Here is a 19,753-nt window from a genome sequence, read left to right as displayed (position 1 = left end):
TCCGCTGTTTGACGGGAAGGAATTACGGCACACTGATGTTGTGAAAAACGTGGACCAGGATCGGACGAGCACGACGGCCGCCGGCGCGCGGCCGTTCGGCCTGCCGTCCGTGACCGGGCACACCGAGCGCGACACCCGCGCGAGGGTCGCCCGGCTCATCCTCGAACACGGGCCCGTCACGGCGTCCACGCTGGGGGAGCGCGTCGGTCTCACGCCCGCCGCGATCCGCCGGCACCTGGACGCGCTGCTGGCCGACGGCATGATCGAGGTCCGCAAGGCGCGGACGCCGCAGACCCGGCGCGGCCGGGGACGTCCCGCCAAGTGGTTCGCGATCACCGACGCCGGGCGCAGCGCGTTCGTGCACGCCTACGACGACCTGGCGACCAGCGCGCTGCGGTTCCTCGCCGAGACGGTGGGCGAGCACGCGGTCGCCGAGTTCGCCCGGCGTCAGATCGCCGACCTGGAGCGCCGCTACCGGCCCGTCGTGCAGGAGGCCCCGCCCCACCAGCGGGTCCGCACGCTCGCCGAGGCGCTGTCGAGCGACGGCTACGCGGCAGCCGCGGCCCAGGCCCCACGCCCGGGCGGCGGCGAGCAACTGTGCCAGCACCACTGCCCGGTCGCGCACGTCGCCGCGGAGTTCCCGCAGCTGTGCGAGGCCGAGACCGAGGCGTTCAGCCGCCTGCTGGGCACGCCCGTCCAGCGACTGGCGACCATCGCCCACGGCGACGGCATCTGCACCACCCACGTCAGCCCCCGCTCCCTGTGCGGGACGGGCGACGAGGAACGACCACTGAACGGTGACGAGGAGTCCGGAGGCACCTCTCTATGACTACGGCTGCCCACCCCGAGCTGGAAGGGCTCGACAGGTACAAGTTCGGCTGGGCCGACTCGGACGAGGCCGGCGCGTCGGCGCGGCGCGGCCTGAACGAGGACGTCGTCCGCGACATCTCGGCCAAGAAGGGCGAGCCGGACTGGATGCTCGCCCTGCGCCTCAAGGGGCTGCGGCTGTTCGACAAGAAGCCGATGCCCACCTGGGGTTCCGACCTGTCGGACATCGATTTCGACAACATCAAGTACTTCGTGCGCTCCACCGAGCAGCAGGCGACGTCCTGGGAGGAGCTTCCCGAGGACATCAAGAACACCTACGACAAGCTCGGCATCCCCGAGGCGGAGAAGCAGCGCCTCATCGCGGGCGTCGCCGCCCAGTACGAGTCTGAGGTCGTCTACCACAAGATCCGTGAGGACCTTGAGGAGAAGGGCGTCATCTTCCTCGACACCGACACCGGCCTGCGCGAGCACCCGGAGATCTTCCAGGAGTACTTCGGCTCGGTCATCCCCGTCGGCGACAACAAGTTCGCCGCGCTGAACACCGCCGTGTGGTCGGGCGGCTCGTTCATCTACGTCCCGCCGGGCGTGCACGTGGAGATCCCGCTCCAGGCCTACTTCCGGATCAACACCGAGAACATGGGGCAGTTCGAGCGGACGCTGATCATCGCCGACGAGGGCTCCTACGTCCACTACGTCGAGGGTTGTACCGCTCCGATCTACAAGTCGGACTCGCTGCACTCCGCCGTCGTCGAGATCGTCGTGAAGAAGGACGCCCGCGTCCGGTACACGACCATCCAGAACTGGTCCAACAACGTCTACAACCTGGTGACCAAGCGCGCCGTCGCCTACGAGGGCGCCACCATGGAGTGGGTCGACGGCAACATCGGCTCCAAGGTCACCATGAAGTACCCGGCGGTGTACCTGCTCGGCGAGCACGCCAAGGGCGAGACCCTGTCGATCGCGTTCGCGGGCGAGGACCAGCACCAGGACGCGGGCGCCAAGATGGTGCACGCCGCGCCGAACACCTCCTCCAGCATCATCTCCAAGTCGGTGGCGCGCGGCGGGGGTCGCACGTCCTACCGGGGCCTGGTGCAGATCCAGGAGGGCGCCGAGCACAGCAAGTCGACCGTGAAGTGCGACGCGCTGCTCGTCGACCAGATCAGCCGGTCCGACACCTACCCGTACGTCGACGTCCGCGAGGACGACGTGGAGATGGGCCACGAGGCCACCGTCTCCAAGGTCTCGGAGCAGCAACTGTTCTACCTGATGAGCCGCGGCCTCACCGAGGACGAGGCGATGGCGATGATCGTGCGCGGGTTCGTCGAGCCCATCGCCCGCGAGCTGCCGATGGAGTACGCCCTTGAGCTGAACCGGCTCATCGAGCTGCAGATGGAAGGAGCCGTCGGCTGATGGGGCTCGACGTCAAGCCTCTCTCGACGCTGCACGACAAGGCGTCGTTCGAGGTCGCCGACTTCGACGTGCCGACGGGCCGGGAAGAGGAGTGGCGGTTCACGCCGCTGCGCCGCCTCCGCGGCCTGCACAACGGCACCGCGGAGGAAGGCGGCAAGGTCCTGCTGGAGGCCGAGGCGCCGCCGGAGGTGACCGTCGAGACGGTCGGCCGCGACGACGCGCGGCTCGGACGGGCCTACGTGCCGTCCGACCGGGTCAGCGCGCAGGCGTGGAACTCCTTCACCCAGGCCACGGTCGTGACCGTCCCGAAGGAGGCGGTCGCGTCCGCGCCGACCGTGCTGCGGCTGCGCGGCGAGGACGCCTCCGCCGCCGCCTACGGCCACACCACCGTGATCGTGGAGCCGTTCGCCGAGGCCACCGTCGTGCTGACGCACCGCGGCTCCGCCACCTATGCCGACAACGTCGAGTTCGTCGTCGGCGACGGCGCCCGCCTCTCGGTGATCAGCCTGGCGGACTGGTCGGACGACGGCGTCCACGTGTCCCACCAGCACGCCCGCCTCGGCCGCGACGCCCGGTTCGTGTCGCACAACGTGACGCTCGGCGGCGACGTCGTCCGGATCTCTCCGTCCGTCTCCTACGAGGGGCCCGGCGGCGACGCCGAACTGTACGGGGTGTACTTCGTGGACGGCGGCCAGCACCTGGAGCACCGCCTCCTCGTCGACCATGCCGTGCCGAACTGCCGCAGCCGCGTCGACTACCGCGGCGCCCTGCAGGACCAGGACGCCCACGCCGTCTGGATCGGCGACGTGATCATCCGCGCGGAGGCGGAGGGCACCGACACCTACGAGCTGAACCGCAATCTCGTCCTGACCGACGGGACGCGGGTCGACTCCGTGCCGAACCTGGAGATCCTCACCGGCGAGGTCGCCGGCGCCGGGCACGCCTCGGCGTCCGGCCGCCTCGACGACGAGCACCTGTTCTACCTCCAGGCCCGCGGCATCACCTTCGACCAGGCACGCCGCATGATCGTGCGCGGCTTCCTCGGGCAGCTGGTCGAACGCATCGAGGTCGTCGAGGTGCGGGAGAAGGTGCGGGAGGCCATCGAGGCGGAGCTCGACCGGGGGGCCGACTGATGGCGTACGTGAAGGTGTGCGCCCTGGGCGACGTCCCCGCGGACGGGGCGCTCGCCGTCGAGGTCGACGACACGCCCGTCGCGATCGCGCGCAGCGGCGACGAGGTGTACGCCGTCAACGACATCTGCTCGCACGCCGAGGTCTCCCTCTCCGAGGGCGAGGTTTACGACGGCACCATCGAGTGCTGGCTGCACGGGTCCTGCTTCGACCTGCGCACCGGCAAGCCCACCAACCCGCCGGCCACGCAGCCGGTCGCCACCTACAAGGTCAAGGTCGAGGACGGCGACGTCTACGTGTCGCTCGCCGCCGACGGCTGATCTACCACTAAGGACTACACGCACTATGGCCACGCTTGAGATCCGCGACCTCCACGTCTCCGTCGGCGACGGTTCCGACGGGGCGAAGGAGATCCTGCGCGGGGTCGACCTGACCGTGCAGGCCGGCGAGACCCACGCGATCATGGGGCCGAACGGCTCCGGCAAGTCCACCCTCGCCTACGCGGTCGCCGGGCACCCCAAGTACGAGGTGACGTCCGGGACGGTCACGCTCGACGGCGAGGACGTCCTCGACATGACGGTCGACGAACGCGCCCGCGCCGGGCTGTTCCTGGCGATGCAGTACCCGGTCGAGGTGCCCGGCGTGTCCGTCTCCAACTTCCTGCGCTCCGCCGTGACGGCCGTCCGCGGGGAGGCCCCGAAGCTGCGCGAGTTCTCCAAGGACATGAAGCAGGCGATGGAGAACCTGTCCATCGACCCGGCGTTCGCGCAGCGCAGCCTGAACGAGGGCTTCTCCGGCGGTGAGAAGAAGCGGCACGAGATCCTCCAGCTGGAGATGCTGAAGCCGAAGGTCGCCGTCCTGGACGAGACCGACTCCGGCCTGGACGTCGACGCCCTCAAGGTCGTCGCCGAGGGCGTCAACCGGTTCGCGTCCGGCGACACCGGTGTCCTGCTCATCACCCACTACACCCGCATCCTCCGCTACGTGAAGCCCGACTTCGTGCACGTGTTCGCCGGTGGACGCGTCGTTGCCGAGGGCGGCCCCGAACTGGCCGACGAGCTGGAGGAGCAGGGCTACGAGAAGTACGTGAAGGCGGGCGCGTCCCTATGAGCCTTCTGCCGGAGGAGCTGAAGAAGGACTTCCCGCTGCTCCAGCGCACGGTTCGCGGCGGGCGTCCCCTGGTGTACCTCGACTCGGGCGCGACGTCGCAGAAGCCGGTCCGCGTCCTGGACGCGGAGCGCCGGTTCTACGAGCGGCACAACGCGGCGCCGCACCGCGGGGCGCACCAGCTCGCCGAGGAGGCGACGGAGGCCTACGAGAACGCCCGCGCGTCCATCGCCCGGTTCATCGGCGCGTCGACCGCCGACGTGGTGTTCACCAAGAACGCCACCGAGGCCATCAACCTGGTCGCCTACGTGATGAGCAACGCCGCGACGGCGGGTCCGGAGGCGGAGCGGTTCGCGGTCGGCCCCGGCGACGAGGTCGTGGTGACGGAGATGGAGCACCACGCCAACCTCGTCCCGTGGCAGCAGCTCTGCCGCAGGACCGGGGCGACGCTGCGCTGGTTCGGCATCACCGACGACGGCCGCCTCGACCTGGAGAACCTCGACGACATCGTCAACGAGCGCACGAAGATCGTCGCGTTGACGCACCAGTCGAACGTCCTCGGCACCGTCCCGCCGGTGGAGCGGATCGCGGCCCGCGCCCACGCCGTCGGTGCCCTGGTCCTGCTGGACTCCGCGCAGGCGGTTCCGCACCAGCGGGTGGACGTCGCCGACCTCGGCGTCGACTTCCTCACGTTCTCCGGCCACAAGATGCTCGGCCCGACCGGCATCGGCGTGCTGTGGGGACGCGGCGAGCTGCTGGAGGTCATGCCGCCGTTCATCACCGGCGGATCCATGATCGAGATCGTCCACATGGACGAGACCACGTTCATGCCGCCGCCGCAGCGGTTCGAGGCGGGCGTTCCGATGACCGCGCAGGCCATCGGCCTCGGCGTCGCCTGCGACTATCTCGCCGAGATCGGCATGGACCGCGTGCACGCCCACGAGGTGGCCCTCACCGCCTACGCCCTCGAACGGCTCGGCGAGGTCCCCGGCGTCCGGATCATCGGCCCGGGCACCACGGAGGCCCGCGGCGGCGCCGTGTCGTTCACCGTCGAGGACATCCACCCGCACGACGTCGGCCAGGTCCTCGACGACCTCGGCGTCGAGGTCCGCGTCGGGCACCACTGCGCGTGGCCGATCTGCCGCCGCTTCGGCATCCCGGCGACGACCCGCGCGACGTTCTACCTCTACAACACGCTCGGTGACGTGGACGCCCTCGCCGACGGGGTGAGGCAGGCCCAGAAGTTCTTCGGGACCACCTGAGGAACAGTCCCCGGACCCGCCCTGTTGTAGCGAGAAAGGCCTCGGAAAGGACGACATGCAGCTGGAGGCGATGTACCAGGAGGTCATCCTGGACCATTACCGCAACCCCCACCACCGGGGGCTGCGTGAGCCGTTCGAGGGCGAGGCGCACCACGTCAACCCGACGTGCGGCGACGAGGTGACGCTGCGCGTCCACCTGGACGGCGAGGGCCAGGACGCCACGGTCGCCGACGTGTCCTACGACGCGATGGGCTGCTCCATCAGCCAGGCCAGCGCCTCGGTGATGTCCGACCTGGTCATCGGGAAGTCCGTCAAGGAGGCGATGGCGGTCGGCGAGGAGTTCCTGACGCTGATGCAGTCCCGGGGCCGGGACGTCGACGCCGACGAGGACGTCCTGGAGGACGCCATCGCCTTCGTGGGGGTCTCCAAGTACCCCGCCCGCATCAAATGCGCCCTGCTCGCCTGGATGGCGTGGAAGGACGCGACCGCCCGCGCACTCGGAGAGGCATCATGACCGAAACCACCGCCGTCCCCGAGGAGGAGATCCTCGAGGCCCTCAAGGACGTCGTCGACCCCGAACTCGGCATCAACGTCGTCGACCTCGGGCTGGTGTACGGCGTCAACCTGGACGACGAGGTGGCCACCCTCGACATGACGCTCACCAGCGCCGCCTGCCCGCTCACCGACGTGATCGAGGACCAGGCCCACAGCGCCCTGGAGGGCCTCGTCAAGGACGTCAAGATCAACTGGGTCTGGCTCCCCCCGTGGGGCCCCGACAAGATCACCGACGAGGGCCGCGACCAACTCCGCGCCCTCGGTTTCAACGTCTGACACCACCACACCGAGGCCACCCACACCGAGGCCGCGCCCAACCGGGCCGCGGCCTCACGTGTACCTGAGGAACTCCGAGGTGTCCAGCTCGCCACCGTCCATGCAGGCCAACCCGACGACGGGCTCCCCGAACTTGGTGGTGACGACCCGTTCGTACGTGCCGTCGGCCTTCTTCGGCCCGCTGAACAGCACGCACACCCCATCTCGGGGATCCACCAGCAGGTATTGCGGTGCGTTGGATCGGGCGTAACGCTCGCGCTTGCCCTCGTAGTCCGAGCGGTAGTTGCTAGGACTGACGACTTCCACCAGGAGCTCGGTTTCGTGCGCCCAGGGCTTGCTTCCCTGCCGTAGTGCTTCCGGGAGCACGATCAGGTCCGGGACGGGTTCCCTGGGCTCGGCGGTCAGTTGGAGGTCGGTGGAGATCTTGCAGCGACGATGCCGTGGCACCTGCTCCTTGATCTGGTCGATGATGTCCCCGTGTTCCCAGCGGGGCGCCGCGAGCATCACGAGCGAATCTCCGATGGACTCGAACTTGGAGAACGTGAGACCGCGCTTCTCGGCGAAATCGGCCAGATCCTCCAGCGCCTTGGCGACGGTGTCCTGGTCGAATCGATTGGTTACGAACCCATCTCCCGCGCGGTCGCCCATGTTCTCCAGCGTACTGGCCAACGCAGCGTACGGATTGTCGCCATTCACCGCAGGTGACGTAGTCGTCCTGGTTTCTCTTTGGAGTTGTATCATAACGCAAAGTTAACTTGCCCAAAGGGTTGAAGCGCATTGATCGACAGGTTTCGTTGACCAGCCGTGTCCAGGGGGCCGGTGGTGTGGGGGTGGTTTCAGCGGGACAGGCCGCGGATGAGGTCGGCGACGCGGACGATGCCGAGGCAGCGGCCGATCTCGTCCACCACGACCAGATCGTCATAGACGCGATCCTCCTCCCGTCCGGCGGCTCGTAGTGCCGCCACGGCGGGGACCGTGCGCGGTACCAGGCGCGGGTCGTCGGCGAGCCGCGCGGCGGGCCTGCGGGCGTGCAGGGCGTGACCGTAGGCACCCGACAGCCGTAGCAGGAACCGGGTCCGGTCGACCGTGCGGTGGGGCCGCTGCCGGTCGTCGACCAGCACGATGCTGGTGATGCCGGTCTCGGCGTTCAGGGCGTTCAGGACCTCCCCGGCGGTGGCCGTGTGCGGCAGCGTCACCGCGGGCAGCGTGAACTCCGAGACCCGCGGACCGAGGCCCACGTTCGGCGCCCGGGCGGGTTCCTCGGCGGCGACGGGTATGTGGACCGGCATTCCGGGGCGCCACTCCGGCGGCGCGAGCGCCGGGCCCTGGACGAGCCGCACCCCCGCGTCGCGCATGTGCAGCACCTGTTCCCGGGTCGCCATCTGCGGCGCCAGCACGTGCGTCTCCAGGCGGTGCGCCAGCTCGACCAGGCTCCCCACCAGCGCGGCGCGGCGCGGCTCGGACACCGCCCTGCGGGCCAGCTCGGCGTCGAGCTTCAGGAGGTAGGAGGCGCCCTCCACGAGCAGGTCGAGGGGCGCGTGGGCGGCGCCGAGACCGGCGAGCCCGACGAGGTAGCCGGTGCGGCGCAGGCTCGACAGCGCCGCGGTGACCGGCGGGCGGAGCGCGGGCGCGAACCCGCCCGACACGCAGATGATGATCTCCTGGGGGCGGCGTCCGGTGTCGACGAGGCCGCGGTGCAGCTCGGTGAGGAGGTCGTCGCCGTGAGCCAGGGTCTCGGCGCGCAGGCCGATCTGGAGGGGGAGCGGTGTGCCGAGGCCGGTGGCGGCGCGGGCCGCGTCCACGGCGCGGCGGGCGTCCTCGGCGGCGGGATCGGGCCGCGCCGGGCCGGCGAGGACGGCGGGGGGCGTGTGGGCCTCCACGGCGACGACGGTGCCGGCGCCGAGATCGACGACCGGGTGGAACACCGCCCGGGCCGGGAGGAGGGCGTCAAGGGCGTTGACGGCTGACACAGCCGCATCATGTCGCCCAACCGCCCGCGAAACCAGACTTGTCAGCCGAAGTTAACTCAATATTCGCGGTTCACAGGCTGCGACCACTGGCGAACGCCGACAGCAGGTACGTCGCTCCGGCTATGGCGGCGAGCCACACGTAGGGGGTGATGTCGCCGCCCCGCAGCGCCTGGACGACCAGCCCGCCGATCACCGCGACGGTCAGCACGTCCCCGGTCGTCGCCGCCGCTCTCAGATGCGCGCGTGCCCGTGTGCCCGACCCGAACCCCTCGCCGATCGGGAGGGTGGGCTCGTTGCGCCGGTACGCCAGGTACGCCGCGTAGCCGGCCAGCGCGGCGAGCGCGACGAGAGCGGTCCCGGTCCGCCCGTCGGCGGCCAGCACGGCACCGACCACGACACCCGCGGCCAGGACGATCCCGGGCACGGCCCACCTGGCGAGGCTGCGGTTCTCGGGAGCCATCCACATGGTGCTCATCCTTCCCGATCCGCGTGCGGGCGGACCGTCAACGCGCCGGGCCCGTCGATTGTGCGGGGACGATTCCTGACACCTCCGGGTGCGTGTCCTCTGGGGGGACGACCCCCCGCACTCCCCGGCAACGGATGTATGTTCTCGCTTCGTGGCGCAATTTCGATTGAACGGCTCAAAGATGCTCGCCGTCGATCTCGGCGGCGAGACCATCAGGGCATTGAACGGTTCCATGGTCGCCTACGAGGGCCAGATGTCGTTCAAGCGGCAGGGCATGACGGGCGGCGAGGGACTGCGGGGCGCGTTGAAACGCAGGATCGCCGGTGAGGGCATGACCCTCATGGAGATCAACGGGCAGGGCACGGTCTACCTGGCGAGCGAGGCGACGGAGGTGACCCTCGTCCAGCTGACCGGCGACACCCTGTTCGTCGAGTCGGAGAGCCTCCTCGCCCTCGACGGGAACCTCCAGACCGGTGTCCACTTCGTCGGGTTGCGGGGCATGGGCACCGGGCAGGGCCTCGCCACCACCAAGGTGGACGGGCACGGGACGGTCGCGATCCTCTCGGACGGTCCCGCGATCGCGCTGGAGGTGACGCCGCACGCGCCGCTCTGCGTCGACCCGCACGCCTACGTCTGCCATCACGGGCAGCTCCAGCAGGACGTCGTCACCGACGTCAACTGGCGGACGGTGCTCGGCCAGGGCTCGGGGGAGAGCGTGCAGTTCCGGTACCAGGGCCACGGCCTGGTCTACGTCCAACCGGCCGAGCGCGGCGGAATCCTGGAGGTCTGATGCCCGGTTACCAGTCCATCAACGCCAAGATGCTCCAGGTGCCGATCGGGCCGGGGCAGGAGGTCTACAGCAAGCGCGGCGCGATGCTCGCCTACGCCGGCCCGGTGTCGTTCGCGCCGACCGCGACGGCCGGGCAGGGCCTCGGCGGCACCCTCGGACGCGCCGTCGCCGGGGAGCGGACCGCGATGATGCACGTCACCGGCCAGGGCAGCGTCCTGTTCGGGCAGAGCGGCATGGACGTCACCGTCATCGACCTGAACGGCGCCGACACGCTCTACGTCGAGGCCGACCGGCTGCTGGTGCACGACGCGTCCCTCCAGGTCGGGACGATGTTCATGGGCGAGCAGGGCGGCGTGCGCGGCATCGTCCGCGGCGCGGTCACCGGGCAGGGCCTGTTCACCTCGACGCTCACCGGGCACGGGTCGTGCGCGCTGCTGTCGCACGGCGGCGTGATGGAACTGCCGATCGGCCCGCAGCGTCCCGTGCACGTCGACCCACAGGCCTACGTGGCGCACCGCGGGCAGGTGCAGAACAAGCTCACCACGGCCGTGGGCCTGCGCGACCTGGTCGGACGCGGCTCCGGCGAGGCGTTCCAGCTCGAACTGAGCGGCACCGGAGTCGTCTACATCCAGGCCAGCGAAAGGAAGATCTGACCGTGAGCACGTTCGGCACGCGGACCTGGAACCCTGGGACGCTTCCGTCCAACGACAACGTCAACCCGTATGCCTTCAGCGTCGACCTCAACGGGCAGTGGTTCGCGCAGAAGGGCAAGATGATCGCCTACTACGGGCAGATCAAGTTCGAGGCGCTGTCGGCGGGCCCGCTCGACTCCCTCGTCGCGCACACGTTCAACTCGCCGCTGTACGCGCAGGACTGGATCGTCGCGCAGGGGCAGGGCAAGCTCCTGCTCGCCGACCGTGGCTACGACGTGAACTCGTTCGACCTCGACAACGGGAACCTCACCGTCCGCGCCGGGAACCTCCTGGCGTTCGAGCCCGGCCTGGAGCTCAAACAGTCGATCATCCCGGGTTTCCTGACGTTGATCGGCACCGGACGGTTCGTGGCCGCCTCCAACGGGCCGGTCCACTTCGTCGAACCGCCGATCAGGGTCGACCCGCAGGCGCTGCTCGGCTGGGCCGACTGCCCGTCCCCGTGCCACCACTACGACCACTCCTACATGCGCGGGGCGTTCGGCGCGGCGCGGATGGTGTTCGGGATCGGCGGGCAGTCCGGTGAGGAGCACCAGTTCGACTTCACCGGCCAGGGCACCGTGCTGATGCAGTCGTCCGAGGCCGTGATGAACGAGGACACCCTGCTGCGTGACCTGGAGGGGCAGATCGGGCTGGTCGGCACGTCCGGCCTCCAGCGGCTCCAGAACACGATCAACCAGCGGCTGTCCGCCGAGCGGCAGGGCTGACCGGATCCGGACACCCGCGGGCGCGGGCGTCCGGACCGGCCCGCCGGTTCACGACTCCGGCGAGGGCGCGGGCTTCGTCAGGCGGAACGGGACGCCGAACGGGTCGCGCACGGTCGCGATGCGGCCGTACGGGGTGTCGACGGGGTCCTCCTCGACGGAGCCGCCGCCCGCGCGGACCCGCTCGACCGCCTCGTCGGTGTCGTCGACGACGAAGTAGGTGAGCCAGGACGCGACCTGCTCCGTGGCACCGCCGAGGACGAGGCCCTCATGGCCGAAGACCCCGCCGATGAGGCGGCCGTCCGGGCGGGCCAGGGTGGTGTAGTCGAGGCCCTCCGCGCCCGGCAACCGCTCGGCCCGGAGACCGAACACCGCCCGGTAGAACTCGCGGGCGGGCCCGGCGTCGCCGGGGACGAACAGATCGTTCCAGACGAACGACCCCGGCTCGTTCACGATCGCTGAGCCCGGGTGGGCGGTGCCCTGCCACAGGCCGAACTGCCCGCCGACCGCGTCCTTGACGATCGCCATGCGGCCCTGGTCCATCACGTCCATGGCCGCGACGACGACCTCCCCGCCCGCGTCGGCGACCCGCTTGACGGTGCCGTCGCAGTCGTCGGTGGCGAAGTACACGCTCCACCAGTACTCGGCGGGCTGGTCGTCGGGGTTCCGCATCATCCCGGCGATGGGCTCCCCGCGCAGCATGCACATGTTGTAGTGGCCGCCTTCGGCGCCCACGTCGTGGAACTCCCAGCCGAGCAGCGTCCCATAGAACGTCTTCGCCCGGTCGAGGTCGGGGACGCCGATGTCGAGCCAGTTCGGCGTGCCCTCCGGCTGGTTGCCCGTGACCTGCGTCATTCGACTTCACGCTCCTTCATGCAGGGACCCGGTCCCGCTGGTGTTCGCCGCATGCCCGTGTCCCAATCCTGGCCGCTCCCACGGGGTTCACACATCGGTGACACCCCGTCCGTACGGGAACCGGCGGCCCTTCGGCATGGCCGGTACCGGCCCGCCGTCACGTACACTGGGACGATGATTCAGCTCCCGAATTGACCGGCAGCCCCGGCGCGCCCCGGCCCGAGCCCCGCTCGTGACCGAGAGGCGCGCTTCTTCGTGCCTGTCCATCGAGCCGTCCCTCTGGGGAGCCCTGTCACTGTGATCATCGCGAAAGACATCGAGCTGCGCGCCGGGTCCCGGCTGCTGATCGAGGCCGCCACGTTCCGCGTCAACCCGGGCGACCGGGTCGGGTTCGTCGGGCGCAACGGCGCGGGTAAGACGACCCTCACCAAGGTGCTGGCGGGGGAGGCGCCGCCCGCCCAGGGCGCGGTGACGTCCTCGGGCACCATCGGCTACCTGCCGCAGGACCCCCGCGACGTCGACCTCGACGAGCTGGCCCGTGACCGCATCCTGTCCGCCCGCGGCCTGGACACGGTGCTCCGTGACCTGCGCGCCGCGGAGGACGCGATGGCGACGGCGACCGGCGCCGAGCGCGACCGGGCCGTGCGCCGGTACGGGCGGCTGGAGGAGCGGCTGTACGTGCTCGGCGGCTACGCCGCGGAGGCCGAGGCGGCGTCGATCGCCTCCAGCCTCGGCCTACCGGACCGGGTGATGACCCAGCCGCTCGGCACGCTGTCGGGCGGCCAGCGCCGCCGGGTCGAGTTGGCCCGCATCCTGTTCTCCGGCGCCGACACGCTGCTGCTGGACGAGCCCACCAACCACCTGGACGCCGACTCCATCGTCTGGCTCCGCGACTTCCTGAAGTCCCACCAGGGCGGCCTCGTCGTGATCAGCCACGATGTGGAGCTGCTGGACGTCGTCGTCAACCGCGTGTTCCACCTGGACGCCAACCGCTGCGTGATCGACGTCTACAACGTCGGCTGGAAGAAGTACCTCGACCAGCGCGAGACCGACGAGCGGCGCCGCAAGCGCGAGTCGGCCAACGCGCAGCGGCAGGCCTCTGCGCTGCTGTCGCAGGCCGACAAGATGCGCGCCAAGGCCACCAAGGCCAAGGCGGCCCAGCAGATGGACCGGCGCGCCAGGCGGCTGCTGGCGTCCGTCGAGGGCGAACGGCAGGCCGACAAGGTCGCCAAGATCCGCTTTCCGGATCCGGCGCCGTGCGGTCGAACTCCGCTCACCGCGGAGGGTTTGTCGAAATCGTACGGATCTTTGGAGATATTCACCGACGTGGATCTGGCCATCGACCGGGGCAGCCGCGTGGTCGTCCTCGGGCTGAACGGCGCGGGCAAGACGACCCTGTTGCGCCTGCTGGCGGGCGTCGACGAGCCCGACACCGGCGCCGTGGTGGCCGGACATGGCCTGCGGATCGGCTACTACGCGCAGGAGCACGAAACCCTGGACGTCGACCGGTCCGTGCTGGAGAACATGCAGTCGTCCGCGCCCGGCATGGCGCCCGTCGAGGTCCGCAAGATCCTCGGCTCGTTCCTGTTCTCCGGCGACGACGTCGACAAGCCCGCGGGCGTCCTGTCCGGCGGCGAGAAGACCCGGCTGGCACTGGCGATGCTGGTGGTGTCCAGCGCGAACGTCCTGCTGCTGGACGAGCCCACCAACAACCTCGACCCGGCCAGCCGCGCGGAGATCCTCGCGGCGCTGCGGACGTTCACCGGAGCGATCGTCCTGGTGACCCACGACGAGGGCGCGGTGGAGGCGCTCGCACCGGAAAGAGTGATTTTGCTGCCGGATGGGGTGGAAGACATCTGGAGTGACGAGTTTGCCGATCTGGTGGCCCTCGCGTGACCTGCGGAGTGACTTCCGCAGATCTTTTCTGGCCGAGTGGGTAGCCGAACCGCCGGGAATGACTGATCATGGCGGGGGATAACGCAGCGGTCACCACATCACTACGGGAGGTACTCGTGGCCGAGACCCTCAAGAAGGGCACCCGCGTGACCGGTGCCGAGCGCGACAAGCTGGCGGCGGACCTGAAGAAGAGGTACGACTCCGGCGAGAGCATCCGCGCCCTGGCAGCCGCCACCGGCCGCTCCTACGGTTTCATCCACCGGATTCTGACCGAGTCCGGAGTCAACCTGCGCGGTCGCGGTGGCGCGACCCGGGGCAAGAAGTCCTGACGGACCCCGGCCCCCGGATGAGCGCACGGCCCGTCGCCGTGGCCGGACCTTCCCGGTCCGGTCACGGCGGTGGACAGGTTTCGGGCCCGTCCCGCCAGTCGGTGGGACGGGCCCGAAACGCGTTCATCGGAAAAGTGCCGCGACCTCGGCCGGGGCACCTCCGAAACGATCCGCCCGACCGGGCTACTTGAGCACCTCGCGGCCGCCGCGCGCCAGCGGCAGCATGATCTTGCTGACGCCGGGCCGCACGCCGACCTCGGTGCCGGGACGGTGCCGCAGCGTGTAGTCGTGGTCGGTGGACAGCAGGATCACGCCCAGCCGGTGACCGGCCTTCACGACGTAGTCGGTCGGTTCGAGGTCCCAGCGGAACGTGTAGCTCTTGCCGGGCTCGATCGGTTCCGAACGGCTGAAGTCGCGCCGGTTCCGCACGTCCAGCCAGCCCCGGGTGATGATCTTGTAGGGGGCGGTCTCCATCCGGTGCCGCTGCCGGATCGTGCAGCCGACGTCGCCGGTGACGGTCTCCCCGAAGCAGACCTGCTCGTCGGTGTTGGTCCGGGCGCCCGTGGGACGGGTGTCGGTGCCGTAGTCGACCAGCAGCGCCGTCAGGTACGGCGACCGGCCGTCGAGCGAGGCCCGCACCGACATCGACGGGATGCCGTTCACCCGGACGGGCCCGCGCAGCGTCTCCGTCAGGTAGGCGAGCCGGTTCGGGTCGACCTGGTTCTCGTTGACGAGGAGGTCGTCGGCGGTGCGGGTCCTGCCGGCGTCGGTGAACGTCTGCGTCTCACCGGACCGGGACCGCAGCCCCAGGGTCCCCGGCTGGCCGTCCGGCCCCGCGTTCAGGCTGACGTCGACGGTGCGGGTGCCGGGCACGGGCCAGTCCTTCGCCGTCTCCCACGTGCCGTCCGGCCGCTCGACGTCCACCCGCGGCTCGCGCTCGACGCCGTTGCGGATGCCGTACAGGTAGCGGTCGAACCAGTGGTGCGTCTGCCGCAGCCACTCCTCGACGCGCCACCGGAACGGCGTGGCGTGGGCGGCCTGGTGCAGCCACAGCTTGCGCGGCACGCCCGCGTCCTTCAGGGCGTTCCACCACTGCACGGAGTTCTTGACCTTGACGTTCCAGTCGTTCACGCCGTGCACGACCATCACGGCGGCGCGCACCTTCCGTGCCTGGTCGACATAGTCGCGCTGCGCCCAGATCTTGCCGTAGTCGCCGGTCTCGCGGTCCTGCGTCGCGGCGATCTCGTCGATGATCTTCTGGCAGACCTCGGGGTTCTTGCGGGTCAGTACCACCTTGGCGAGGATGTCGAGGTCCTCGCCCTGGAAGCCGCCGGGCGCGACGACGCCGCCGCCCGCGCGGTAGTAGTCGTACCAGTTGGAGATCCCGGCGATGGGCACGATCGCCTTCAGGCCCTCGACGCCGGTGGCGGCCGCCATGTTCGGCAGCGTCCCGTTGTAGGACTGGCCGATCATGCCGACGTTGCCGGTGGACCAGTTCGCCTTCACCGGCGTGCCGTCCGGCGCCCAGCCCCGGGCGCGGCCGTTGAGCCAGTCCACTGCGGCCTTGGCGCCCGCCTGCTCGCTGCGGTCCCCGGACGTCGGGCAGCCCGTCGAGCCGCCCGTCCCGATGCTGTCCAGGTTCGCGATGGCGTACCCGCGGGGCAGGAAGTAGTTGTCGTAGTAACCGGGGAAGACCTCGGCGAGGCTCCGGAACGGGGGGGCGAGCGACCGGCCCTGCGCGTCGTCGACGTCGACCGGATACAGCGGGATGTCGTGGGTGCCGGCCCAGTACGGGCTGGCCTCCAGGATCGTCGGGACCTTCAACCCGGCGGTGTCGGTCTCCTTCGGCCGCATGATCCGCATCTGGACGCGGTCGCGTTCGCCGTCGCGGTCGCTGTCGACCGTGGTCTCGATCATGACGGTCTGCGTGACGGCGTCGGCGCGGGAGAAGACCGGCTTCGTTTCGCCGCCCCGCACCGTGACCGTCGGCGCCGATCCCGACCCGGGCGGCGCGGACCTCGGAGGTCCGGCCGCCCCCGCCGGCAGCGCGGTGAGGGCGAGCAGCGCGGCGGTGAGAAAGATCACGCCGGTGCCGCCTGACGGGAGCTTACGTTTCACTGGGGCTCCTGGGAGGTGTGAGCCAGAGGATGGGGACATCATTAACTCGCGGCGGCGCGGTGAAGTCCATAAGCACCGTGTTCTCATGCGCCGCCGGATCGTGATCATGGTGGCCCGGCACAGGACCCGGTTACGCCATGAGCGGACGCGGGAAGGCGGTCGTGCGGGCCCGTGTTGTTCCGGCCGGGCTCGACAGTGCTTACTTGATTACACGGGCTTTGATCAGGCCGGTTCGATCGCAGTCGTCGGATCACATCGGGGCGGACCACGGAGGCGCTTGTGGGAATGCCGGGAATGCCGGGCAACGGCTGGCAGGTGATGGCCTCGTTCCGCCGGGACGGGTCCGTCATGCAGCAGAAGCTCAAGCCCGGCACCGTCGGACGGATCGCCGGGTACGCCCGGCCCTACGTCCGTGAGCTGGTCCTGTTCCTCACCCTGAACTCGCTGGCCGCGCTGATCGTCGTCGCCAACCCGCTGCTGCTGAAGGCGATCATCGATCAGGGCATCGTGGCGGGACGGCAGGGCCTCGTCGTCTGGCTCGCCGCCGCCGTCGCCGGACTCGCCCTGGTGGAGGCCGTGCTCAGCCTCGCGCAACGGTGGTACTCCGCCCGCATCGGCGAGGGGCTCATCTACGACCTGCGCAGCCAGGTCTTCGCGCACGTCCAGCGCCAGCCCGTCGCGTTCTTCATGCGCGCCCAGACCGGCTCGCTCGTCAGCCGCCTCAACAACGACGTCATCGGCGCGCAGCGCGCCCTCACCACCACCCTGTCCGCGGTGGTGTCCAACGTGATCAGCCTGATCCTCGTGCTGGTCACCATGATGATCCTGTCGTGGCAGGTGACGCTGATCGCGCTGCTGCTCCTGCCGATCTTCGTCCTGCCGGCCAAATGGGTCGGCAAGCGCCTCCAGCGCGTCAGCCGCGAGCAGATGGTGCTGGACGCCGAGATGGGCTCGCTGATGACCGAGCGGTTCAACGTCGCGGGCGCGATGCTGGCCAAACTCTACGGGCGTCCCGCCGAGGAGGAGGAGAACTTCTCAAGCCGCGCCGCCCGCGTCCGCGACGTCGGGGTCGTCGCCGCCATGTACGGGCGGGTGTTCTTCACCGCGCTCACCCTCGTCGCCGCCCTCGCCACCGCCATGGTGTACGGCGTCGGCGGCTACCTGGTCGTGGACGGCACCCTCCAGCTCGGCACGCTCGTCGCGCTCGCGACCCTGCTCACCCGCATGTACGGCCCGCTGACCGCGCTGTCGAACGTCCATGTGGACGTCATGACCGCGCTCGTCAGCTTCGACCGCGTCTTCGAGGTCCTCGACCTGAAGCCGCTGATCCGCGACCGGAAGGACGCCCGCCCGCTGGCCGAACACCCCGCCTCCCCGGGCTCGAAGCCGGCCCCGTCCCTGCTGAAGGCGCCCTCGATCCAGTTCGACCACGTCCGGTTCGCCTACCCGTCCGCCGAGGAGGTGTCGCTGGCCTCGCTGGAGTCGATCGCCCGCACCGACACCGCCCCGGGACGCGAGGTCCTCCACGACGTCGACTTCACCGCCGCGCCCGGCTCGCTCGTCGCGCTGGTCGGCCCGTCCGGGGCGGGCAAGTCGACGATCACGCATCTGGTGTCGCGGCTGTACGACGTGTCCGACGGCGCCGTCCGGATCGGCGGCGTGGACGTCCGCGACGTCACCCTCGAATCGCTGCGCGCCGAGATCGGCGTGGTCAGCCAGGACGCGCACCTGTTCCACGACTCGATCCGCGAGAACATGCGCTACGCCCGCCCGGACGCCACCGACGAGGAGATCCTCGCCGCGCTGGACGCCGCGCAGATCGGCGCCCTCGTCACCGCGATGCCCGAGGGCCTCGACACCGTCGTCGGCGACCGCGGCTACCGGCTGTCCGGCGGGGAGAAGCAGCGCCTCGCCATCGCGCGGCTGCTGCTCAAGGCGCCGTCGGTGGTCGTGCTGGACGAGGCGACCGCGCATCTGGACTCCGAGTCCGAGGCGGCCGTGCAGCGCGCGCTGCGGACCGCCCTCGCCGGACGGACGTCCCTCGTGATCGCGCACCGCCTGTCGACGATCCGGGAGGCCGACCAGATCCTGGTGATCGACGGCGGCCGGGTCGCCGAGCGCGGGCGGCACGAGGAGCTGCTGCTCCAGGGCGGCCTGTACGCGGAGCTGTACCGCACGCAGTTCTCCCACCAGCGCGACGGAGCCTCGGGCAACGGGGTACCGGGCGACGAGGTATTGGGCGACGGGGTATCGGGCGACGGGGAGCGACGGACGGAGCCGCTCGGCGCGGAATGACCCGTTCAGAGGTCCGAGGCGAGGCGGTACCCGAGCCGCCGCAGCTCCGTGCCGGCCACCTTCTCGACCTGGGCGACCTGCCTCGCCGTCAGCCGCTCCCGCCAGGACCCGACGCCCCCGTCGTCGTTCTCGGCGGGACGGACCAGTCCCGACAGCGCGGCCCTGGAGATCGGCGCGTCGAGATACCGCGACAGGTCGTCCCCGACCCGGCGTGGCTTCCTGACGAGGTCCTCGTACCGGACGGTGAACAGCTGTTCCTCCGGGACCTGCCGGCGGAGCCGCGCGCTGAGCCGCACCGCCCCGCGCCACCGCAGCGCGCACTTGACGGCGGGCGCGGCGCGCGGCCAGCGGCTCCGCTCGGTGTGGTCCTCGACGCCGAAGAACGGGTTCGGGAACACCGTGTCGAGGTTGTCGAGCCCCGGTTTGAACCAGGCGAGGCAGCGCTCGTCGTCCAGCATGTCGGCGACCGCGTCCCGGCCGTCCCGGATCACCTGCACGAGCTGCGCGTCGGGGAAGGCGTCCAGCAGCACGTCCGCGCTGTAGATCAGATCGGGGGACGCGTCGGCGAACCGGGCGATGCCGCCGGGGTCCGCGCACGGCTCCGTCCCGTGCCCCGCCGCGGCGCCGGGATCCCCGGGCGCCCTCGGGGGGAGACCGGCCAGCTCGCGGCACTCCGGGGAGCACTGCGCGCAGCTCCGGGCCGACACGAGCCACGCCTCGGCGTAGGCGTCCCGCAGCACCCGCGCCGCGCCCGTCCCGCGCTCGGTCGCGATCGACGGCTGCCGGGCGAACGCGTACGTGACGCGCAGGACGCCGTGACGCCCGGTGGTCAGATGGAAGCCGCGGGAGCGTTTGATCGCACGCGCCAGCGGCTCCGCGCCGGAGTGCGGAGCACCCAGGATGAACACCGGGCGGCGGACCTTGGTGCCGTTGACCACCAGGATGTGCGGCGTCGACCTCATACCGGGGCAAGTTTGTCACCTTTTGAGGCCCGGCAGGCCCGTGACGCTCCGTAAAGGACGACGCGGGGCCGAACGGATCTACCCCCGATC

At 70.4% G+C, this 19,753-nt stretch carries 20 protein-coding genes; 14 read left to right on the top strand and 6 right to left on the bottom strand.

Annotated features, from left to right (window positions below):
* The first annotated feature begins 100 nt into the window (after nucleotides 1-100).
* Genes D0T12_RS17720 through D0T12_RS17685 form a run of 8 tightly spaced genes read left to right on the top strand, consistent with a single transcriptional unit; the run spans nucleotide 101 to nucleotide 6,568 of the window.
* Nucleotides 101-829, top strand: a complete 729-nt coding sequence (locus tag D0T12_RS17720; RefSeq protein ID WP_117401083.1) for a helix-turn-helix transcriptional regulator — start codon at nucleotides 101-103, stop codon at nucleotides 827-829.
* Nucleotides 826-2,238, top strand: a complete 1,413-nt coding sequence (sufB, locus tag D0T12_RS17715; RefSeq protein ID WP_117400707.1) for a Fe-S cluster assembly protein SufB — start codon at nucleotides 826-828, stop codon at nucleotides 2,236-2,238. Before D0T12_RS17720 ends, sufB begins: the two co-directional genes overlap by 4 nt.
* The gene (gene sufD, locus D0T12_RS17710) at nucleotides 2,238-3,371 is read left to right on the top strand and encodes a Fe-S cluster assembly protein SufD (protein WP_117400706.1); all 1,134 of its coding nucleotides are present in this window, start codon (nucleotides 2,238-2,240) and stop codon (nucleotides 3,369-3,371) included. Before sufB ends, sufD begins: the two co-directional genes overlap by 1 nt.
* Nucleotides 3,371-3,688, top strand: coding sequence for a bifunctional 3-phenylpropionate/cinnamic acid dioxygenase ferredoxin subunit (locus D0T12_RS17705; protein WP_117400705.1), 318 nt, complete (start codon nucleotides 3,371-3,373; stop codon nucleotides 3,686-3,688). The genes sufD and D0T12_RS17705 overlap by 1 nt, the downstream gene beginning before the upstream one ends.
* A 25-nt stretch (nucleotides 3,689-3,713) precedes the next feature.
* Nucleotides 3,714-4,478 carry a Fe-S cluster assembly ATPase SufC gene (sufC, locus tag D0T12_RS17700; protein WP_117400704.1) on the top strand — a complete coding sequence of 255 codons (765 nt, stop codon included), beginning with the start codon at nucleotides 3,714-3,716 and terminating at the stop codon, nucleotides 4,476-4,478.
* Nucleotides 4,475-5,737: a cysteine desulfurase gene (locus D0T12_RS17695; protein ID WP_117400703.1), complete on the top strand. Its 1,263-nt coding sequence runs from the start codon at nucleotides 4,475-4,477 to the stop codon at nucleotides 5,735-5,737. Before sufC ends, D0T12_RS17695 begins: the two co-directional genes overlap by 4 nt.
* A 55-nt stretch (nucleotides 5,738-5,792) precedes the next feature.
* Complete coding sequence (gene sufU / locus D0T12_RS17690; protein ID WP_117400702.1) at nucleotides 5,793-6,251, top strand: Fe-S cluster assembly sulfur transfer protein SufU; 459 nt, start codon at nucleotides 5,793-5,795, stop codon at nucleotides 6,249-6,251.
* Complete coding sequence (locus D0T12_RS17685) at nucleotides 6,248-6,568, top strand: metal-sulfur cluster assembly factor (RefSeq protein ID WP_117400701.1); 321 nt, start codon at nucleotides 6,248-6,250, stop codon at nucleotides 6,566-6,568. The genes sufU and D0T12_RS17685 overlap by 4 nt, the downstream gene beginning before the upstream one ends.
* Nucleotides 6,569-6,622: 54 nt before the next feature.
* Here D0T12_RS17685 and D0T12_RS17680 read toward each other — a convergent pair whose 3' ends face one another.
* The 3 genes from D0T12_RS17680 to D0T12_RS17670 all read right to left on the bottom strand — a co-directional run bounded on the left by D0T12_RS17680 (nucleotide 6,623) and on the right by D0T12_RS17670 (nucleotide 9,004).
* Nucleotides 6,623-7,216, bottom strand: a complete 594-nt coding sequence (locus tag D0T12_RS17680) for a Uma2 family endonuclease (protein ID WP_158581522.1) — start codon at nucleotides 7,214-7,216, stop codon at nucleotides 6,623-6,625.
* 188 nt (nucleotides 7,217-7,404) lie between these two features.
* Nucleotides 7,405-8,538: an EAL domain-containing protein gene (locus D0T12_RS17675; RefSeq protein WP_233526140.1), complete on the bottom strand. Its 1,134-nt coding sequence runs from the start codon at nucleotides 8,536-8,538 to the stop codon at nucleotides 7,405-7,407.
* Between the two features lie 70 nt (nucleotides 8,539-8,608).
* Nucleotides 8,609-9,004, bottom strand: a complete 396-nt coding sequence (locus D0T12_RS17670) for an ABC transporter permease (RefSeq protein WP_117400699.1) — start codon at nucleotides 9,002-9,004, stop codon at nucleotides 8,609-8,611.
* Nucleotides 9,005-9,155: 151 nt separating this feature from the next.
* Between D0T12_RS17670 and D0T12_RS17665 the strand changes: the two genes are divergently transcribed.
* Genes D0T12_RS17665 through D0T12_RS17655 form a run of 3 tightly spaced genes read left to right on the top strand, consistent with a single transcriptional unit; the run spans nucleotide 9,156 to nucleotide 11,211 of the window.
* Nucleotides 9,156-9,794: an AIM24 family protein gene (locus D0T12_RS17665; protein ID WP_233526139.1), complete on the top strand. Its 639-nt coding sequence runs from the start codon at nucleotides 9,156-9,158 to the stop codon at nucleotides 9,792-9,794.
* Nucleotides 9,794-10,447, top strand: a complete 654-nt coding sequence (locus D0T12_RS17660) for an AIM24 family protein (RefSeq protein WP_117400697.1) — start codon at nucleotides 9,794-9,796, stop codon at nucleotides 10,445-10,447. The genes D0T12_RS17665 and D0T12_RS17660 overlap by 1 nt, the downstream gene beginning before the upstream one ends.
* A gap of 2 nt (nucleotides 10,448-10,449) precedes the next feature.
* Nucleotides 10,450-11,211: an AIM24 family protein gene (locus tag D0T12_RS17655; RefSeq protein ID WP_117400696.1), complete on the top strand. Its 762-nt coding sequence runs from the start codon at nucleotides 10,450-10,452 to the stop codon at nucleotides 11,209-11,211.
* 48 nt (nucleotides 11,212-11,259) lie between these two features.
* On the opposite strand, the gene D0T12_RS17650 is transcribed toward D0T12_RS17655, so the two are convergent.
* Nucleotides 11,260-12,063: a VOC family protein gene (locus D0T12_RS17650; RefSeq protein WP_117400695.1), complete on the bottom strand. Its 804-nt coding sequence runs from the start codon at nucleotides 12,061-12,063 to the stop codon at nucleotides 11,260-11,262.
* Nucleotides 12,064-12,360: 297 nt separating this feature from the next.
* Here D0T12_RS17650 and D0T12_RS17645 point away from each other — a divergent pair, with 297 nt between their 5' ends.
* Nucleotides 12,361-13,959, top strand: coding sequence for an ABC-F family ATP-binding cassette domain-containing protein (locus tag D0T12_RS17645; RefSeq protein WP_117400694.1), 1,599 nt, complete (start codon nucleotides 12,361-12,363; stop codon nucleotides 13,957-13,959).
* A gap of 116 nt (nucleotides 13,960-14,075) precedes the next feature.
* Nucleotides 14,076-14,288, top strand: a complete 213-nt coding sequence (locus D0T12_RS17640; RefSeq protein WP_021596738.1) for a helix-turn-helix domain-containing protein — start codon at nucleotides 14,076-14,078, stop codon at nucleotides 14,286-14,288.
* 183 nt (nucleotides 14,289-14,471) lie between these two features.
* Here the strand turns inward: D0T12_RS17640 and D0T12_RS17635 are convergent, their stop codons facing one another.
* The gene (locus tag D0T12_RS17635) at nucleotides 14,472-16,406 is read right to left on the bottom strand and encodes a Xaa-Pro dipeptidyl-peptidase (RefSeq protein WP_233526138.1); all 1,935 of its coding nucleotides are present in this window, start codon (nucleotides 16,404-16,406) and stop codon (nucleotides 14,472-14,474) included.
* Between the two features lie 285 nt (nucleotides 16,407-16,691).
* Here D0T12_RS17635 and D0T12_RS17630 point away from each other — a divergent pair, with 285 nt between their 5' ends.
* Nucleotides 16,692-18,701: an ABC transporter ATP-binding protein gene (locus D0T12_RS17630; protein WP_233526175.1), complete on the top strand. Its 2,010-nt coding sequence runs from the start codon at nucleotides 16,692-16,694 to the stop codon at nucleotides 18,699-18,701.
* 5 nt (nucleotides 18,702-18,706) lie between these two features.
* Here D0T12_RS17630 and D0T12_RS17625 read toward each other — a convergent pair whose 3' ends face one another.
* A complete protein-coding gene (locus D0T12_RS17625) occupies nucleotides 18,707-19,663 on the bottom strand; it encodes a sulfotransferase (RefSeq protein ID WP_117400692.1) in 957 nt (318 codons plus the stop codon).
* Nucleotides 19,664-19,753: the final 90 nt, after the last annotated feature.

This window comes from Actinomadura spongiicola (assembly GCF_003432485.1).
GTDB lineage: Bacteria > Actinomycetota > Actinomycetes > Streptosporangiales > Streptosporangiaceae > Spirillospora > Spirillospora spongiicola.
Note: the sequence above shows the minus strand (reverse complement) of the source record. Positions and strands in the feature narration are given on the sequence as shown.

Excerpts from the sequence above, each read along its gene's own strand:
- D0T12_RS17660 (WP_117400697.1), top strand. The coding sequence starts at position 9,794 with ATGCCCGGTTACCAGTCCATCAACGCCAAGATGCTCCAGGTGCCGATC.
- sufD (WP_117400706.1), top strand. The coding sequence starts at position 2,238 with ATGGGGCTCGACGTCAAGCCTCTCTCGACGCTGCACGACAAGGCGTCG.
- D0T12_RS17680 (WP_158581522.1), bottom strand. The coding sequence starts at position 7,216 with ATGGGCGACCGCGCGGGAGATGGGTTCGTAACCAATCGATTCGACCAG.
- D0T12_RS17670 (WP_117400699.1), bottom strand. The coding sequence starts at position 9,004 with ATGTGGATGGCTCCCGAGAACCGCAGCCTCGCCAGGTGGGCCGTGCCC.
- D0T12_RS17705 (WP_117400705.1), top strand. The coding sequence starts at position 3,371 with ATGGCGTACGTGAAGGTGTGCGCCCTGGGCGACGTCCCCGCGGACGGG.
- sufC (WP_117400704.1), top strand. The coding sequence starts at position 3,714 with ATGGCCACGCTTGAGATCCGCGACCTCCACGTCTCCGTCGGCGACGGT.
- D0T12_RS17685 (WP_117400701.1), top strand. The coding sequence starts at position 6,248 with ATGACCGAAACCACCGCCGTCCCCGAGGAGGAGATCCTCGAGGCCCTC.
- D0T12_RS17650 (WP_117400695.1), bottom strand. The coding sequence starts at position 12,063 with ATGACGCAGGTCACGGGCAACCAGCCGGAGGGCACGCCGAACTGGCTC.
- sufB (WP_117400707.1), top strand. The coding sequence starts at position 826 with ATGACTACGGCTGCCCACCCCGAGCTGGAAGGGCTCGACAGGTACAAG.
- D0T12_RS17630 (WP_233526175.1), top strand. The coding sequence starts at position 16,692 with ATGCCGGGAATGCCGGGCAACGGCTGGCAGGTGATGGCCTCGTTCCGC.
- D0T12_RS17695 (WP_117400703.1), top strand. The coding sequence starts at position 4,475 with ATGAGCCTTCTGCCGGAGGAGCTGAAGAAGGACTTCCCGCTGCTCCAG.
- sufU (WP_117400702.1), top strand. The coding sequence starts at position 5,793 with ATGCAGCTGGAGGCGATGTACCAGGAGGTCATCCTGGACCATTACCGC.
- D0T12_RS17625 (WP_117400692.1), bottom strand. The coding sequence starts at position 19,663 with ATGAGGTCGACGCCGCACATCCTGGTGGTCAACGGCACCAAGGTCCGC.